This window comes from Methylobacterium sp. Leaf465, assembly GCF_001424705.1.
In the GTDB taxonomy this organism is placed as follows: Bacteria; Pseudomonadota; Alphaproteobacteria; order Rhizobiales; family Beijerinckiaceae; genus Methylobacterium.
This window is the reverse complement of the sequence record NZ_LMRA01000045.1, coordinates 10,496-27,090: the sequence shown is the minus strand read 5'-3', so window position 1 is coordinate 27,090 and position 16,595 is coordinate 10,496. Positions and strand designations below refer to the sequence as shown.

Sequence of the window (16,595 nt, the reverse complement as noted above, 5' to 3'; positions counted from 1 at the left end):
CAGCGAGGCTTGACCCGCACGTCTTGCAGCGGCGTCGTGGTCGCGCCACCTCAGCGACACCGCTGCGGCGTCCAGCCTCGCCTTTCCCAACCCGCCCCATGAGAAGGTTGCCATGAACAGCTTCGCCGCGCGTGCGGGTTCCGCGGTCAAGGCCTTCGCCGAGGCATCGAGCGACCTGCTGATCCAGCCCACCCTGCGGCTCGGCGTCACCGGTCTCGCACGATCGGGCAAGACCGTCTTCACGACGGCCCTGATCCATCACCTCGTCGAAGCCCATGCCCTTCCGGCCTTTGCGCCGGCCCACGAGGGCCGCCTGCGCCGGGCGCGCCTCGTGCCGCAGCCGGACGACGACATTCCGCGCTTTCCCTATGAGGACCACTACGCTGCCCTGACCGAGCAGCGACTCTGGCCGCGCTCGACCGACCGGATCAGCCAGTTCCGCCTCGCCATCGAGTATGAGAGATCCGGAGGCTGGCGCTCCGGTCCGGGCACATTGATGCTCGATGTCGTGGACTATCCGGGTGAGTGGCTTCTCGACCTCGCACTGATCGATCAGAGTTACACCGCCTGGTCGCGCGCCACCATCGCGGGCACGCGCCGAAGTGGCCGCGGAGCGATGGCCGCGCCCTGGCTCGAGATGCTGAGGGGTCTCGACCCGCACGGCCCCCTTGATGAGGTGGTGGCCGAGCGCGCCAGCACCGGTTTCAAGACCTATCTCTCGGCCCTACGCGCCGGTCCCGAAGCCGTGGCGACCACGCCGCCCGGACGCTTCCTGATGCCTGGCGATCTCGCCGGCTCGCCGGCCCTGACCTTCGCGCCCCTCGACAACCTGCCTGAGATCCTGGCGCCGGACAGTCTCGCCGGACTCATGGAACGCCGCTTCGAGGCCTACAAGGCGAAGGTCGTCGAGCCGTTCTTCCGCAACCACTTCCAGCGAGTCGATCGGCAGATCGTCCTCGTCGATGTCCTGGCGGCGGTGGATGCCGGGCCGGCCGCGCTGGCCGAGCTCGAGGAGGCGCTCGATGCCGTGCTTCTCAGCTTCCGCATCGGGCGCAACACGATTCTGTCCCGGCTGTTTGCGCCACGCGCCGAGCGGATCCTGTTCGCCGCCACCAAGGCTGACCATTTGCACCAGACGAGCCACGATCGCCTCGACGCCCTGCTACGGCTGCTCGTTTCGCGGGCGATGCGGCGGACGGAGGCGGCGGGCGCACGGGTCGGCACCGTCGCCCTGGCCTCGGTCCGGGCAACGCGTGAGACCACCGTGCATGACGGAGACGAGATCCTCCGTGCCGTATCCGGTACGCCGGAAGCGGGTGAGCGCGTCGGGGACGAGATCTTCGACGGCTTGAGCGAGGCGGCGATCTTCCCCGGTGAGCTGCCGCAGCGCCCGGAATTGGTATTGGAAGGAGCCGTCCCTCCCGGGTCCTTACGGTTTCCCCGCTTCCGACCGCCCCTCGTGAAACCCGATGCCCTCGGCCGGCCTGGTAACCTGCCGCAGATCCGGCTCGATCGCGCCATGCAGTTCCTCATCGGCGACAAACTCGCCTAAGACCTCCGGGATGTCCCAGTCATGAGCTCGAGCAACCGCCCCCGTGCCTTTCGCATTCCGCCGAGCGGATCCGAGGAGATCGCCGACGGCATTGCGCCGTCTCCCGCGGCGGCGGCCCATGTCCGCATCGTCGAGGAGCCCTTCGAGGTCGTCGATGCGGCCGACGGTGTTGCGGTGCCTGTCGCCCCCAAGGCGCGCGCTCCGTGGCTCAGCCTGCTTCTCATCGCTCTCGGAGGTCTCGTATCCCTCGGCGTCGGGTTGTCGGTGGAGCGCCTGATCGCAGACCTGTTCAGCGCCGCCCCCTGGCTCGGCACCGTCGCCCTGGTCCTGCTGGCCGTCGCGGCAGTCGCATTCCTGGCCCTCGTCGCCCGGGAGTTGTCGGGGATCTGGCGCGAGCGCCAGATCGAGCGGGTCCGCGCCAAGGCGATCGAGGCGATTGCCACCCGCGACCATTCCGCCGCGCAGGCCGTTGTGCGTGACCTGACGGGTCTCTATGCCGAGCGTACCGCGTTGGCGGCGGGCCGTGCTCGTCTCGCCACCCTCGGCGACGCGATCCTCGATGTGGATGACCGCATCGGCCTCGCCGAACACGAGTTGCTCGCGCCCCTCGATCGCCAGGCTCGCAACGCCATCGCGGCCTCGGCCAAGCAGGTGTCGGCGGTGACCGCCCTGAGCCCACGTGCCATCGTCGACGTCGCCTTCGTGATCTTTGCCGCCGTGCGCCTGTTGCGCCGGATCGCCACGATCTATGGCGGACGCCCGGGCTTCTTTGGCTTCCTGCGCTTGGCGCGCGCCGCTTTCGCCCATCTCACCGTGACGGGGGGCATGGCGGTCGGCGAAAGCATGATCCAGCAGGTACTCGGCCTCGGCCTCGCCGCCCGCGTCTCGGCGAAGCTGGGCGAGGGTGTCCTTAACGGCCTGATGACGGCCCGCTTCGGCCTTGCCGCGCTGGCGGTCTGCCGGCCGCTGCCGTTCGTGCGTGAGGCGCCGCCGCGACTTTCGGACGTGGCGGGCGAACTGCTCAAGCCGCTGACGGATGAGGCGAAGGGCTGATCGCTACAGGGTCTTCATGAAGCCGGCGAGGCGCATCAGGCCTTCCGGCCAGGGACCGTGCCCGCTCGCCACGTTGATGTGCCCGGCCTCCCCCGCATCGACCACGACGGCACCCCAGGCATAAGCGAAGTCCTCGGCACGGGCGTAGCTGCAATAGGGATCGTTGCGGCTGGCGACCACCAGGGACGGGAAGGGCAAGGGAGAGCGCGGCACCGGTGCGAAGGCGGTGACGCTGGCGGGCAGGTTCGGCGTCGTCTCCACGTCCGGGAAGGCGACGAGAAGCGCACCGCGCACAACGCCCGGCGCGAAGTCCGAGGCGGCCTGCACCGCGGCCACGACGCCGAGGCTGTGCGCGATCAGGATCACGGGGCGGGTCGCGCCGTTCACAGCCCCGACGATCCGCGCGCGCCAAGCTTGAGCATCAGGGTGATGCCAGTCGTCTTGTACAACGATTCGACCCGTGGAAAGCCGATCGGCCCAGCGAGCCTGCCAATGCTCGCCTTCAGAGCCGGCATAGCCCGGCAAAATTAGGATCTCGCAGTCGGCAATCTTCATGGCTCTGCGATACCGGCGGGGCTCCGCGTCGTCGAGTCGTTCGAAATTCTCGATGTGGAAAGGGGCGGCACGATTGTGTGCCGCCCCTTTCGTGCCTGACGCGAAAGATCCGCGTGATCGATCAATGCGCCTTGGGCGCGGAGGACGGTGACCGAGCTTGTGCCGGAGCGCCGGTCTCCGGCTGCTCGTTGCCGGCGGCCCGCTGAACGGCGGCGTTGAGGTTCTCTGGATCGAGGGCGCTCGCGACGAAGTCCCGTCCGCGATGGGTAACGTCGCGGGCGTAGCGAAGGCCCTGGTCACGCACTTCGTCCGCCCAGGGACCGACATTCTCGTCCTCGGTGCGGGTCCGCGGAAGCAGAGCGCCGATGAGGAGACCGGCCGCGAGTCCGACGACGCCAACGAGGAGCGGGTTTTCAGATACGAAGTCCTCGACGGCCGAGCGGCCATCCTGGAGGCGCGCACTGCTACGCTCGCTGAGATCGTTGATGCGGCGGCGCCCCTCCTGGCGGGTATCCGATGCCCAGCCTCGGGCGTCGTCGTAGACATCCGAAGCCCGTTCACGCAGGTCCTGAACCGTGTCGGAAACGCGGTCGCGGACGTCGCCTGCGGTCTCAGCCGCGCGGTCGCGGAGGTCGCTGGCGCGGGCCTTCACCTCGTCGGTGGTCGAGGAGCCATGGCTGCCCTCCGTCGTGTAGATGCTGTGTGCCTCGGTGCCGGAGTGGTGGGAGCCCGGGCTCGGCACATCGTGCAGGGAGCCTTCGGCCTGACGGCCGCGCGGCATCCCGGCGGCGAGAGCGATATCGTCGGGGAGCGAGCGGTGCTCGTCACCGGGTTTCTGGGTCGAACTCATGGGTTGCTCCTGAGAGTCGCCGAAGGCCGCATGGGCCGGATCGGGTCACGTGCGGTTGTCCGCGAGGGCCTAGATCTGGGTTTCGCTGGCGAGATGGTTGACGGGATGCTGAGTCGGAAGATCCGGATCGTAGACGCGGTCGGCGCCCGTCTTCGTCACTGGAAGGCCGTCGACCGCGAGGCGCGCGCGCCGGCGGATTCCCGGCGTCGTCGGATTGGTCGACATGCGGTGGATAAGCCAGCCGACTCCGGCGGCGATGAGGAGCACCGGAACCGGATTGCGCCGCACCGCCTCCAGAGCCCCGTCATAGGCGCCGCTGAGCGGCGTACGCCGAGCGTTGCCCAGCATCTCGTCGACGATGCTGGAGACTGAAAGCCGCTCTTGAATTTGGTCAATGGTCTGGTCGAGACGGGCACGGCTCGCCTCGATGTCCTTCTCCAGATCGTTCAACGATTCGGTCATCCCGAGACCCTCTCAGACAATGTACGGGCGTCCTCGCGGACTTGGCGGGTCGTGCGCACGGGGGCGAGGGTCGAGAGCGACATGGCATTTCGCCCGATCAAGGCAAGCGCCACAGCGACGACGAGGAGGACGCCGCCGACGATCAAGGCGGCGAGCGCCTCCGAGTGAACCATGGTGGCAAGCCATTTCACCAAGGCATCGACGAGGACGAAGAGGGCGACGACGCCGAAGACGGCGGCGCCGACGAGGAGCCCAAGGCCGATGAACAGCGCTCGGACGTTGCTGGTCATCTCATTGCGGAAGAGGGCAATCTCCTTCCGTGCAAGTTCGTTGGTTTCCCGCAGGGCGTCGCCGATCAGGCCCTGGATACTGGATTGCGGACCGGTGGTCATCGAACGGTCCTCAGAGGCGATGGGAGGTCGGATGGGTACTGTTCAGAGGTGCGGCACTCGTCGACTTGATGAAGCGGGCCACCACGAAGCCGGTAAGGAAAGTCGCGACCGCAACCGCCACGGGAGCGCGCCGTGCGAACGCTTCTGCATCCTCGTAGAATTCCGAGAAGCTGCGTTCCTCGATCGAAGTGCCGAGATGCTCGAGACCATCGGCGGCACTGTCGAAGAAGGCCCTGATGTTAGGCTGCGCCTCGAAGGTCTTGCTGGACTCCCGGACGGACGTCGCGAGGTCGGTCACGGAGCGCGCGGCGTCGCCCTTGCGCTGGTCGATGTAGTTGGTTGCGTGCGAACGAGCCGCTTCGACGAAGCTGCGGCCACGCTCCGCCGCAACATCCGCGATCCCCTCGACATCGCCGCGCAGAGTCTTCCAATCGGCCGCCTGGTTCGCCGGCTCCGCGCCCATGGGGCCTGGGGGTTGGTTTGCGGTCACGGTGATACTCCTCGGCACGAGTTGAAAAGAAACGGCATTTGCGACGGTTAAACAGCAGCGGAAGAGACAGGGTTCCGCCTTGGGGTACCGCGTCTCGGACGAGGCCTGGGACGACCGGCGTCAGGCTCCGTTCAGCCGCGGTCTGGCAAGGCGCGAAAGCTTGAGCGTTGCGGTGTTCGGTAGGGTGTTTGGCGATGTCTGCGAGATGCAACGCCGGGCGCCGGAATGAGACAGGACGGGTTTTGAACTGGGTTTGTTTGCCGTGAACCCCACGCATTCAGGTCTTGACCCGGGTCCATCGAACGCGCTTGGCTGCACCGACGGATCGCGCTCGGCTTCCGCGCGTTCACCCAATGTATCAGTCTGGTCGCGCGCAATTCTGCGCGGGACCCGTGAGGACCGGAGCCGGCTTCGTGGCACGTCTCGTCATCGTATCGAACCGCGTTGCAATCCCCGAGGAAGGGGGAAAAGCCGTTGCGGCAGGTGGCCTCGCGGTGGCCGTCAAAGAGGCGTTCACCGCCTATGAAGGCCTCTGGTTCGGCTGGAGCGGCAATGTCGTCGAGAATCCATCCAGCGAACCGACCCTGATCGATCGGGGGCATATCAGTTACGCCGTGGTCGATCTGTCACCGCAGGACCATCGGGAGTATTATAGCGGCTTCGCCAACCGCGCCCTCTGGCCGATCATGCATTACCGGCTCGGCCTTGGAGCCTTCTCGCGCTCCGATTATGCCGGTTATCAGCGTGTGAACCGCATCTTCGCCCGAGCTCTCGCGAACCTCGTCGAACCCGACGACATCATTTGGGTGCACGACTACCACCTGTTGCCCCTGGCTTCCGAGCTTCGCGGGCTCGGGATCGCCAATCCGATCGGATACTTCCATCACATCCCGTGGCCGGCGGCAGACGTGTTCAACACGCTCCCCGCCAGTGGCGATCTTCTGCGCGGCATCGCGGATTACGATCTGATCGGTCTGCAGACCGATCCGGACGTCCACAACCTGACACGCAATCTCATCGACGAGCTTCGAGCGATTCCCCTCGGCGGTGGCTCCCTCATGGTGGACGGCCGCCGCACGCGCATCCGCAGCTTCCCGATCGGGATCGATGTGGCCGGCTTCAAGGAAGCGGCCGAGAATGCCGGGTCCAACCGTACCGTCCGCGAGACGATGGCGGGCCTGCGGACGCGCAAGCTGCTGATCGGCGTCGACCGCCTGGATTATTCCAAGGGTGTGCCGGAGCGGATGGAGGCGGTGGACCGTTTCTTCGCCTCCAACCCGGACCAGCGCGGGAACGTGGTCTATCTTCAGATCACCCCGAAATCCCGGACCGAAGTTCCGGAATACGAGGACCTCAGCCGCGAGGTGAACGAGACCGTCGGACACATCAACGGAACACTGGGCGAGCCGAACTGGACGCCGATCCAGTACGTCACCAAGGCCTATCCCCGTCCTGTCCTCGCCGGACTCTATCGGGCTGCACGCGTCGGTCTCGTTACGCCGATGCGCGACGGGATGAACCTTGTCGCCAAGGAGTACGTCGTCGCGCAGACGGAAGAGGATCCCGGTGTTCTTGTGCTGTCGAAATTCGCTGGCTCGGCCCGACAGTTGCCCGAGGCGCTTCTCGTCAATCCCTATGACCGCTTCGAAGTCGCGGAGGCGATTCGTACCGCGCTCTACATGCCACGCGGTGAGCGCCTCGAGCGCTGGAAGCCCATGGTCGAGCGTATGACGCGCGAGGATGTTGACTGGTGGGCGCGCAATTTCATGGCGGAACTCGAGAACTTTCGAACGATCGAGCGTGAGCCGCCCCGTACCGCCGCCGCTGCGGAATGATCTGTCGGCGTCGTCCGGCGACGCCTAAACCCGGGACGACACCAGATTCTTGATCGCAACTGACCACATGATCGGCGTCGATGACGGCGTGCCGGCGCCGCTCGGCGCGCATTTCGACGGGCGCGGTGTCAACTTCGCCTTGTTTTCGCAGAATGCCACGGCCGTCGACCTGTGCCTGTTCGATCCTGGCGAACGCCACGAAACTCGTCGAATCCGGCTACCCTGTCGCACCGACGACGTCTGGCACGGTTACCTGCGCGGCGTATTCCCGGGCCAGCTCTATGGCTACCGCGTCCACGGTCCCTGGGATCCGGCTCAGGGCCACCGCTTCAATCCAGCCAAACTGCTGCTCGACCCCTATGCCCGAGACATTCAAGGCCGCATCCGTTGGCATGATTCGCTCTACGGTCACCGCCGCGGACTCCAGCGCGCGGAGCAGATCGACCGGCGCGACAGTGCCGCATTCATGCCACGTGGCATCGTGGCGCCGCCGGAGGTGCCCGACCTCGCGGTGAGCCCGGTTCGACGACCGCTGTCGCAGACGGTGATCTATGAGGCGCACGTCAAGGCACTCACGCAGACCCATCCGGACGTGCCGGAGGCGGCACGCGGGACCTATGCGGCGCTCGCCCATCCGGCGATCATCGAGCATCTTCTGAAACTCGGCGTCACCGCCATCGAGCTCCTACCGATTCAATCCTTCGCCGACGACCGTTTCCTCGTCGAGAAGAACCTCGTGAATTTCTGGGGCTACTCGCCCCTGAACTACTTCGCCGCCGATCCACGCTACCGCGGCCCGGCCGGCATCGGCGGCCTGCGGGCGGCTATCCGCGAGCTCGCCGCCGCCGAGATCGAAGTGATCCTCGACGTCGTCTACAATCATACGGCGGAGGCCGATCACACCGGCCCAACCCTGTCGTTCCGCGGCATCGACAACGCCAGTTATTACAAGCTGAAACCGGACAATCGCCGCGAGGAAATCGACTGTACCGGCTGTGGCAACACCCTCGACCTCGACCATCCGCGCGTCATGCAGATGGTGCTCGACTCCCTGCGGCACTGGGTGACCGCCTACGGCGTCGCAGGTTTCCGCTTCGATCTGGCGACGAGTCTCGGTCGCAACCCGTATGATTTCAGCCCCAAGGCGGCCTTCTTTCAGGCCGTCGCGCAGGATCCCGTCCTCGCCCACGTGAAGATGATCGCCGAACCCTGGGACATCGGCGCAGGGGGGTATCAGCTCGGAGGCTATCCCCGCGGCTGGAGCGAGTGGAACGATCAGTTCCGCGACAGCATCCGGGGCTTCTGGCGCGGCGATCGCGGCACCCTTGCCAAGGTCACGCAGGGTCTCTCCGGCTCACGCGAAATCTTCGCGGCCTCCGGGCGGTGGCCGCTGTCGAGCATCAACTTCGCCGCCTCTCATGATGGCTTCACCCTGGCCGACGTCGTAGCCTACGAGGAGAAGCACAACCTCGCGAATGGTGAGGACAATCGCGACGGCCATGGACACAATCTCTCGCGTAATTACGGCGTCGAGGGCGAGACCACCGATCCAGTCATCCTTAACCTGCGGGCCCGTCAGAAGCGCAATCTCCTGGCGACAGTGTTCCTCGCGCAGGGCGTGCCGATGCTGCTTATGGGCGATGAGCGCTCGCGCAGCCAACGCGGCAACAACAATGCCTACGCGCAGGACAATCAAACCAGCTGGATGGACTGGGAGAACGATCCCGATCTGAGCCTCACGACCTTCGTCAGCAACCTGACACGCCTTCGCCGCGAGCAGCCCGCCCTTCGTCGGCGCGACTATCTCACTGGAGCACTGGTCGATGACGGGCCTCTACGGGACGTTCATTGGCTTGCCCCGGGCGGGACTGAGATGGCGGATTGCGATTGGGAGGATTCCGAGCGGCAAGCCTTCGGCATGCAGATCGGGAATGACCTACCGCAGGCGGATCGCCTGCTGATCCTCGTCAACGCGGCTGAGGAGCCCTGCGACTTCACCCTGGCGCCGATCATCGGCGGCCCCTGGACGCTCGTTTTCGACACCACCAAACAGACCGGTGCGGTACCGGCCGGACAGGCTCTGTTTCCGCCAGGGGCCGGGATCCGCCTCGATTCGCAGGCAATTTACGTCCTGCGCGCGAGGCCGGCTTCTGCCTATCGGGTATAAGCGCAGGGCGGATCGAAATCGTCGCCGGGGCTAGGACGAGGGCTCATCCCGCCGATCCCTCATGGCACAGCTGATGACGCGCTTGTTCGAGGAACTCTTCGCGTTCGGAATTCGAAAGCGGTAGCAAAGCGCATTCGGAGGTCGGGTGGGCGTCGGCGCCGTCGGCGTCCCAGCATCGCTCTGCGTGACCCTTCCGGGCGAAATTGAGCTTGGCCCTCTCCAGGACCAGGACTGCAACAGTTTCTTTCATTTCGGATCTAAGAGCAGGGGCGAGCGTGTCCGTCGCGCATAAGGCAAATGTCGGACCGTGCCCGTATTGACGCCGAGAAGCCGGTGCGGTGCACAAAACTCTTTCGGCCGGTGGTTGTCGCTCCCGAGCCACGCCTTACCTCGACGGTGATCCCGCAGGGAACAACACGGTGCGCGCCGGCTTCTGCAAGGTGCGACGGACGCTCATGTCCCCCGAAGCGTGCGAGAGACGGAAGATGGTGGCTTGATGCAGCGCGCCCACAGCATGGCTTTCGGCAGCGAAGTGACGAAGGACGGGGTTCGCTTCGCCTTCTGGGCGCCGACGGCCCAGGAAGTGAGCCTGGTCCTCGACGGGGCCGACCATCCGATGCCGGAAGCCGGTGCAGGCTGGCGCCGGCTCACGGTTCCGAACGCCGGCGGTGGTGCGCGCTACGGCTATCGCATCGACGGCGATCTCGTCGTACCGGATCCGGCATCGCGGTTTCAGCCCGACGACGTCTCCGGCTTCAGCGAGGTGATCGATCCGCGCGCCTACGATTGGACCGACAGTGCCTGGACCGGACGCCCCTGGGAGGAGGTCGTGCTCTACGAACTCCATGTCGGGACGGCAACGCCGCAAGGCACCTACGCGGCGCTGGAGGGCAAGCTCGAGGATCTGCGCGACCTCGGCGTCACGGCCATCGAACTATTGCCGCTGGCCGACTTCAAGGGCACCCGCAACTGGGGCTACGACGGGGTGCTGCCCTACGCGCCGGACAGCGTCTACGGCCGACCGGACGACCTGAAGCGCCTCATCGACAAGGCGCACGCCCTCGGGTTGATGGTATTCCTCGACGCCGTCTACAACCATTTCGGCCCGGCTGGGAATTACCTCAACGCTTACGCCAAGACCTTCTTCACCGAACGACACCAGACGCCCTGGGGCGCCGGAATCAATTTCGACGGCGAGACCAGCGGACGCGTTGTCCGCGACTTTTTCATCGAGAATTCCCTGTACTGGCTCGAGGAGTTTCATTTCGACGGTCTGCGCTTCGACGCGGTCCATGCGATTCTCGACGATTCCGAGAAGCACTTCATTGGAGAACTCGCTGAGACGATCCGCGCAAGGCTGCCCGGCCGCCACATTCACCTTGTTCTCGAGAACGAAGCGAACCAAGCCCGCTGGCTTGAGCGCGATCCGCAGGGTGAGGCGATCCAGCACAACGCACAATGGGCCGACGATCTGCATCATTGCTGGCATGTGCTGCTGACCGGCGAGGATGCCGGATACTATGCTAACTTCGCCGACAAGCCGGTTGAGCATCTGGCTCGCTGCCTGTCGGAAGGCTTCGCCTATCAGGGCGAGTCGTTCCCGACCCTCGACAACCATCCGCGCGGCGAGCCTTCAGCGCACCTGCCGCCCTCGGCCTTCGTCACCTTCCTGCAGAACCACGATCAGGTCGGAAACCGGGCGTTGGGTGAGCGACTGAGCGACCTCTGCGATCCGCAGAAGCTTGCGCTTGCCCGGGCCGGGCTGATCCTGAGCCCGCAGATCCCGATGCTGTGGATGGGCGAGGAGTGGTCGGCGACCGCGCCGTTCCTGTTTTTCGTCGATTTCGCGCCGGACGGGGAATTGAACAAGGCCGTTCGTGAGGGCCGCCGCCGGGAGTTCAAGAGCTTCGCCGCCTTCGCCGACGACACGTCGGTGATCCCAGACCCCACCGAAGCGAATACGTTTACGGATTCGCGGATCGACTGGTCCGAGCGCTCGGATGCGCCGCACCGCGCGGTGCTCGCCGATACGCGCAACCTGCTTCAGATCCGTCATCAGAGCGTGGTGCCGCTGACGAAGAACCGCTACCTCGGCGCGAAGACGACCCTCCCGCGGCCCGACATCGTTGACTGCACCTGGACCTACGCGGGCGGCTGGCTTCGCTTCGTGGCCAATGTCGGCAGCGAGGATTTTACCGTCGAGCGTGGGAGCGGTCAGGTCATCTGGTCGAGCGGGTCGGGCAACGGATCGATCGTACTTCCGTCTTGGACGGGTGTTTTCCTGACGGGTGTGAACTGATGAGCCGCGACCTCGAACGCCTCGCCGACCTCCTTGGCGTCGCCGCCGGCTACACCGACGCCTTCGGGCAGCCGGTGGAGACCGCTCTTGACGTCCGGCGCGGGATGATCACCGCCCTCGGCTATCCCGCCGAGACCGATGCGGATATCGCCGCGAGCCTCTCCGAAGTCTCGGCCGTGCGGAGCGGGTTGATCCCGCCGCTGCTGCCAGCCGAGGCCCGCCGCGCCACGAGTGTCCCGATCCAGGTGGCAGGCGCCGGCGGGACCTTGTCCTGGCGTCTGGTCGACGAGCGTGGACATCACCGCGAGGGTCGTGTCGCGGTCACGGGCTCCAGCTTCGAGTTGCCGCCACTTACTCCCGGCTATCACCGCCTTTCCGTCGCGCTTGGTGAGCATCGCTCGGATGCTTGGGTGATCTCGGCGCCGCAGCGCTGTTGGCGCCCGCGGGCCTACGCCGATGAGGGAGCCCGCGATTGGGGGCTCGCGGCACAACTCTATGGCCTGCGCTCACCCGACAACCTCGGGATCGGCTCTTACGCCGATGCGGGGCGGGCAGCGAGGGCTGCGGGCCTGCGCGGTGCGTCCTTCCTGGGCCTCAGCCCCGTCCACGCGCTGTTCGCCACCGACCGCACAAAGATCTCGCCCTACTCGCCGTCGTCACGGCTCTTTCTCGAGACCCTGTTCATCGAGCCCGGTGTCCTGCCGGGCTTCGTCGGCTCGAAGGCGGCCGCTCTCCTCGCCTCCATGGCGGATCGCGTGGAGAGCCTGCGCGAGGCCAAGCTCGTCGAGCATGCTGGCATCTGGGCCGTGCTCTCGCCGGTGCTTCAGGCCCTCTGGCAGGAATCCGCGGCGCGCGACGGGATGGACGCGGGCTTTATCGCCTTCCGGGCCGCCGGCGGCCCGGATCTCGAAGCCCACGGCACCTTCGAGGCGCTCGCCGAGCATTATCAGGCACAGGGCGCCCAGTGGCTCGGTGACTGGCCGGAAGAGATGCGCCGCAACGGGACGCCCGCCGTGCGCGCCTTCGCCGAGGCCCACGCCGAGACCGTGACCTACCACATCTGGCTGCAGTACCTTGCGGATCGCCAACTGGAGGACGCATCCAACACCGCGCTCGCCACCGGCATGCGTCTCGGGCTCTACCGCGATCTCGCCGTCGGCGCCGACCGCGGCGGCTCGGAGATCTGGTCGCATCCCGAGCGGTTCGCGAACGGCGTCTCCATCGGGGCACCGCCGGACCTTCTGGCGCCGAAGGGTCAGGATTGGGGCCTGCCAGCCTTCCATCCCCTGGAGATGGAGCGCGACGGGCTCGCGGCCTTCCGCGCCCTGGTGGTGGCGAACATGCGCCACGCCGGCGCGATCCGGATCGACCACGCCTTCCAGCTCGCGCGCCTGTTCCTGATCCCGGTCGGCCGATCTGCCAAGGAGGGGGCTTACGTCGCGATGCCTTTCGAGCCGATGCTCGCGGTCCTGCGCCTGGAAAGCCACCGCGCCAAGTGCCTCGTGATCGCGGAAGATCTTGGCACTGCGCCGGAGGGCTTCTCAGACGCCCTGATGCAGGCCGGCATCCTGAGCTACCGGATCCTCGCCTTCGAGCGCGAGCAGGGCGCCCGCTTCAAGCCCCCGGCAGCCTATCCCCGCGATGCCCTCACGGCCATCACCACGCACGACCTGCCGACGTTCGTCGGATGGTGGCGGGGCGTCGACACCGACACACGTCAGGCGCTGGGACTCTACGATTCCGAGCGGGCCGATGCGGAGCGACGCGAGCGCGTCGAGGAGCGCGCCCGCCTCACCGAGGCGCTCGCTGCTGAACAGCTGCTGCCGAGCTATGATCCGCCCGAAGCCGCGCCGTTCGAAGCTGCTGCCCGTTATCTTGGGCGCGCGCCGTCCATGCTGACGGCGGTCCAGTACGAAGACGTCGTGTCCGAGCTGTCCCAAGCCAACGTCCCGGGCTCGACGGAAGGCTATCCGAACTGGCGGCGTAAGCTCGATCGCACCCTGGAGAGCATCGCCGCCTCAGGGGGGCCGCTCGCTAAGCTCGCCGCCTCCCTTGCCGCCGAGGATCGCGGGCCGCGCTCGGGCGCCGCGCGCCTCGCATCGGCTCCCCCCCGATCGACCTACCGCCTTCAGTTCCACAAGGATTTCACCTTCGCGGATGCGGAGAAGATCGTCCCCTACCTTGCCAAGCTCGGCATCAGCCACGTTTACGCCTCGCCGATCCAGAAGGCCCGGCCTGGCTCGACGCACGGCTACGACATCGTCGACCACTCCACCATCAACCCGGAGCTCGGCGGCGAGGAGGACTTCGTCCGCTTCTCGGACGCGCTGCACGGTGCCGGACTCAAGCTCCTCCTCGACATCGTCCCGAACCATATGGGCGTGGGCGGCGCCGACAATCCCTGGTGGCTCTCCGTGCTTGAATGGGGAGGCCTCTCCCCCTCGGCCGAGGCCTTCGACATCGACTGGTCACGGCTCGGCGCCAAGAACAAGCTCGTGGTGCCCTTCCTCGGCGACCGCTACGGCGAGGCCCTGGAAAAGGGGACTTTGGCGCTGAAGTTCGACCCGGAGAAGGGGGCCTTTAGCATCTGGCACTACGAGCACGAATTCCCGATCTGCCCGTTGCAGTATCCGACGATCCTGAACCGCTCGCTTGCGGCCCTCGGCGACATCGAGGACGCAGCTGCCCTGGAAGTCTTAGGCATCTCCGAGCGCTTGCGCCTCATGGGCGAGGAAACGACCGACGAGCGCCGTCGCACCTTCCCGGCGGAGGCCGAGGAATTGAAGGATCGCCTCGTGGAGGCCGTTGAGGCCTCGCCAGCCATCGCGGCCGCGATCGGCCGCACGCTGAAGCTTCTCAACGGCGCAAAGGGGCACCCCGACAGCTTCGGCCCGCTGCACCGCCTGCTGGAGCAGCAATCCTACCGCCTCGCCCATTGGCGGATCGCCGCGAGCGACATCAACTATCGCCGGTTCTTCGACGTGAACGGCCTCGCCGGCCTGCGCGTCGAGAAGTCAGACGTGTTCCGGCGATCGCACGAGACGATCTTCCACCACATCGCGGCCGGGCGGATCGATGGGCTGCGCATCGACCACATCGACGGGCTCGCAGATCCCCTTGGCTACGCGCGCGCTCTTCAGGCCGCCATCGGCCCGGGCTTCTACGTGGTGGTGGAGAAGATCCTCGAACCCGGCGAGCGCCTGCGGCCCTGGCCCGTGGCGGGCACCACCGGCTACGACGTCCTGAACCAGCTCGACGGTATTCTCGTCGATAAGGGTAAGCGCGCGGAGATCCGCAAGCTCTACGAGAGCCGAACGCAGTTCGACGAGCCCTACAAGTTCATGCTTCGTGCCGCCAAGGCCGAGATCCTTGAGATCAGCTTCGCCTCCGAGCTCGAGGTGATGACCTCCGACCTCAAGGCGGTGGCAGATGCCGACCGGCGGACGCGTGACTTCTCGGTGAACGCCATCCGGCGGGCGCTCATCGAGACCATCGCCCGCTTCCCGACCTATCGCAGCTACCTGCCGGGCGACCTCGACGAGAGCGATGTCGAGGACGAGGATATCCACCTCATCGAGACGGCGGTGAAGAAGGCCAAGCGCTGGAGCGCGCTGCCGGACCGCTCCGTGCACGACTTCGCCGCCGACGCCATGCTCGGCCGCATCGACGTGATGGGCCCGGGCAGGCCGGACCCGGAGGTGATCCTGCGTTTCCGCCGCCGCTTCCAGCAGCTCACTGGCCCGGTGATGGCCAAGAGCCTTGAGGATACGCTGTTCTACCGTTTCGCGGAGCTCCTCGCCCTCAACGAGGTCGGTGGCGATCCGGGCGAGTACGGCCTTGACGCGGAGCACTTCCATGCGCTCCAGGCGGCGCGGGCGCGCGACTGGCCGAACGCGATGATCACAACCGCGACCCACGACACCAAGCGCGGTGAGGATGCCCGCTCCCGCCTGCTCGCCCTGTCGGAAATCCCGCAGGATTGGGCCGCCGCGTGGGAGGCCTGGACGAACCTCGCCCAGCCTCACCTGACGGTAATCGACAAGGAGCCGGTGCCGGACGCCAACGACCAGTGGATGTTCTTCCAGGCCATCCTCGGTGCGTGGCCGCTGGAGCTTTTGGACACGGACGATCCCGTGGCGATCGAGGATTTCCGTCATCGCCTCGACGCCTATGCCGAGAAGGCCCTGCGTGAATCGAAGCGCCGGTCGAGCTGGGTCAACGTCGACGAGGACTACGAGGGCGCGGTCCACGCCCTCTTCGCTCAGCTCATCGCGCCGGGGTCGGCGTTCCTGGCTCAGCTGCGCCCCTTCGCGAAGCGCCTTGCCCATCTCGGCATAATTGCCGGTCTTGGCCGAACCGTGCTGAAGGCGACCCTACCGGGCCTGCCCGACACGTACCAGGGGACCGAGTTCTGGGATTTCTCGTTCGTCGATCCCGACAACCGGCGCCCCGTGAACTATCCGGCCCTGGCCCGTGCGCTCGAGGAGGGCCTGCCCGCCGCCGACCTGCTGGCACACTGGACGGACGGGCGCGTCAAGCAGGCGACTCTTGCCAGACTTCTGGCCGATCGCGCCGCTCGCCCGAGCTTCTACGCCGACGCCGATTATCAGGCACTTCCGGCGTCCGGTCCGCAGGCGGAGCATGTCATCGCATTCACACGGTCCGATGCGACGACGGGCGAAGGCGATCTCGTCGTGGCGGTCCCGCGCCTTGTCTCGGGCCTCGTCGGCGAGGACCTCTGGTCGAGTGAGGCTTTTGCGGGCACGGGCGTGGCGGTGACGCCGGCCTCGGCCTGGATCGATCTCGTCACCGGCGACGAGATTGCTGCCGAGGATGGCCGGATCGAACTCGGACGGGCCTTCGCGCGTCTGCCCTATGCCGTCTTGAAGCGGATCCGCTGACGGCGCGTCGAACGCGTCTCGCATGGCGAGGGCGCACCG

11 protein-coding genes are annotated in these 16,595 nt (G+C 66.6%); 6 read left to right on the top strand and 5 right to left on the bottom strand.

Going from position 1 to position 16,595, the window contains the following annotated elements; all coding sequences use genetic code 11:
* Nucleotides 1–112 precede the first annotated feature (112 nt).
* Nucleotides 113–1,552: a YcjX family protein gene (locus ASG51_RS18685; RefSeq protein WP_056269640.1), complete on the top strand. Its 1,440-nt coding sequence runs from the start codon at nucleotides 113–115 to the stop codon at nucleotides 1,550–1,552.
* 21 nt (nucleotides 1,553–1,573) lie between these two features.
* Entirely contained in the window at nucleotides 1,574–2,605 is a 1,032-nt protein-coding gene (locus ASG51_RS18680) for a TIGR01620 family protein (RefSeq protein ID WP_056269636.1), read from the top strand.
* 3 nt (nucleotides 2,606–2,608) lie between these two features.
* On the opposite strand, the gene ASG51_RS18675 is transcribed toward ASG51_RS18680, so the two are convergent.
* The 5 genes from ASG51_RS18675 to ASG51_RS18655 form a co-directional block, all read right to left on the bottom strand.
* A complete protein-coding gene (locus tag ASG51_RS18675) occupies nucleotides 2,609–3,160 on the bottom strand; it encodes an alpha/beta hydrolase (RefSeq protein WP_056269633.1) in 552 nt (183 codons plus the stop codon).
* Between the two features lie 121 nt (nucleotides 3,161–3,281).
* The gene (locus tag ASG51_RS18670; RefSeq protein WP_082501103.1) at nucleotides 3,282–4,010 is read right to left on the bottom strand and encodes a hypothetical protein; all 729 of its coding nucleotides are present in this window, start codon (nucleotides 4,008–4,010) and stop codon (nucleotides 3,282–3,284) included.
* A gap of 69 nt (nucleotides 4,011–4,079) precedes the next feature.
* On the bottom strand, nucleotides 4,080–4,472 hold the full coding sequence (locus ASG51_RS18665) for a DUF3618 domain-containing protein (RefSeq protein ID WP_056382402.1): 393 nt from the start codon (nucleotides 4,470–4,472) through the stop codon (nucleotides 4,080–4,082).
* Nucleotides 4,469–4,864 carry a phage holin family protein gene (locus tag ASG51_RS18660; RefSeq protein WP_056217248.1) on the bottom strand — a complete coding sequence of 132 codons (396 nt, stop codon included), beginning with the start codon at nucleotides 4,862–4,864 and terminating at the stop codon, nucleotides 4,469–4,471. Before ASG51_RS18660 ends, ASG51_RS18665 begins: the two co-directional genes overlap by 4 nt.
* 10 nt (nucleotides 4,865–4,874) lie before the next feature.
* Nucleotides 4,875–5,327 (bottom strand): hypothetical protein, encoded by a 453-nt coding sequence (locus ASG51_RS18655; RefSeq protein WP_056269627.1) that lies wholly within the window; start codon nucleotides 5,325–5,327, stop codon nucleotides 4,875–4,877.
* Between the two features lie 440 nt (nucleotides 5,328–5,767).
* Between ASG51_RS18655 and ASG51_RS18650 the strand changes: the two genes are divergently transcribed.
* The 4 genes from ASG51_RS18650 to ASG51_RS18635 all read left to right on the top strand — a co-directional run bounded on the left by ASG51_RS18650 (nucleotide 5,768) and on the right by ASG51_RS18635 (nucleotide 16,556).
* On the top strand, nucleotides 5,768–7,189 hold the full coding sequence (locus ASG51_RS18650) for a trehalose-6-phosphate synthase (RefSeq protein ID WP_055954941.1): 1,422 nt from the start codon (nucleotides 5,768–5,770) through the stop codon (nucleotides 7,187–7,189).
* 67 nt (nucleotides 7,190–7,256) lie between these two features.
* Entirely contained in the window at nucleotides 7,257–9,356 is a 2,100-nt protein-coding gene (gene glgX / locus ASG51_RS18645) for a glycogen debranching protein GlgX (protein ID WP_056382400.1), read from the top strand.
* A 496-nt stretch (nucleotides 9,357–9,852) separates the two neighbouring features.
* On the top strand, nucleotides 9,853–11,655 hold the full coding sequence (treZ, locus tag ASG51_RS18640) for a malto-oligosyltrehalose trehalohydrolase (protein ID WP_056382397.1): 1,803 nt from the start codon (nucleotides 9,853–9,855) through the stop codon (nucleotides 11,653–11,655).
* Nucleotides 11,655–16,556: a malto-oligosyltrehalose synthase gene (locus tag ASG51_RS18635; protein ID WP_056382395.1), complete on the top strand. Its 4,902-nt coding sequence runs from the start codon at nucleotides 11,655–11,657 to the stop codon at nucleotides 16,554–16,556. Before treZ ends, ASG51_RS18635 begins: the two co-directional genes overlap by 1 nt.
* The last annotated feature ends 39 nt before the right edge of the window (nucleotides 16,557–16,595 follow it).

Excerpts from the sequence above, each read along its gene's own strand:
- ASG51_RS18685 (WP_056269640.1), top strand. The coding sequence starts at position 113 with ATGAACAGCTTCGCCGCGCGTGCGGGTTCCGCGGTCAAGGCCTTCGCC.
- ASG51_RS18680 (WP_056269636.1), top strand. The coding sequence starts at position 1,574 with ATGAGCTCGAGCAACCGCCCCCGTGCCTTTCGCATTCCGCCGAGCGGA.
- ASG51_RS18675 (WP_056269633.1), bottom strand. The coding sequence starts at position 3,160 with ATGAAGATTGCCGACTGCGAGATCCTAATTTTGCCGGGCTATGCCGGC.
- ASG51_RS18670 (WP_082501103.1), bottom strand. The coding sequence starts at position 4,010 with ATGAGTTCGACCCAGAAACCCGGTGACGAGCACCGCTCGCTCCCCGAC.
- ASG51_RS18665 (WP_056382402.1), bottom strand. The coding sequence starts at position 4,472 with ATGACCGAATCGTTGAACGATCTGGAGAAGGACATCGAGGCGAGCCGT.
- ASG51_RS18660 (WP_056217248.1), bottom strand. The coding sequence starts at position 4,864 with ATGACCACCGGTCCGCAATCCAGTATCCAGGGCCTGATCGGCGACGCC.
- ASG51_RS18655 (WP_056269627.1), bottom strand. The coding sequence starts at position 5,327 with ATGGGCGCGGAGCCGGCGAACCAGGCGGCCGATTGGAAGACTCTGCGC.
- glgX (WP_056382400.1), top strand. The coding sequence starts at position 7,257 with ATGATCGGCGTCGATGACGGCGTGCCGGCGCCGCTCGGCGCGCATTTC.
- treZ (WP_056382397.1), top strand. The coding sequence starts at position 9,853 with ATGCAGCGCGCCCACAGCATGGCTTTCGGCAGCGAAGTGACGAAGGAC.
- ASG51_RS18635 (WP_056382395.1), top strand. The coding sequence starts at position 11,655 with ATGAGCCGCGACCTCGAACGCCTCGCCGACCTCCTTGGCGTCGCCGCC.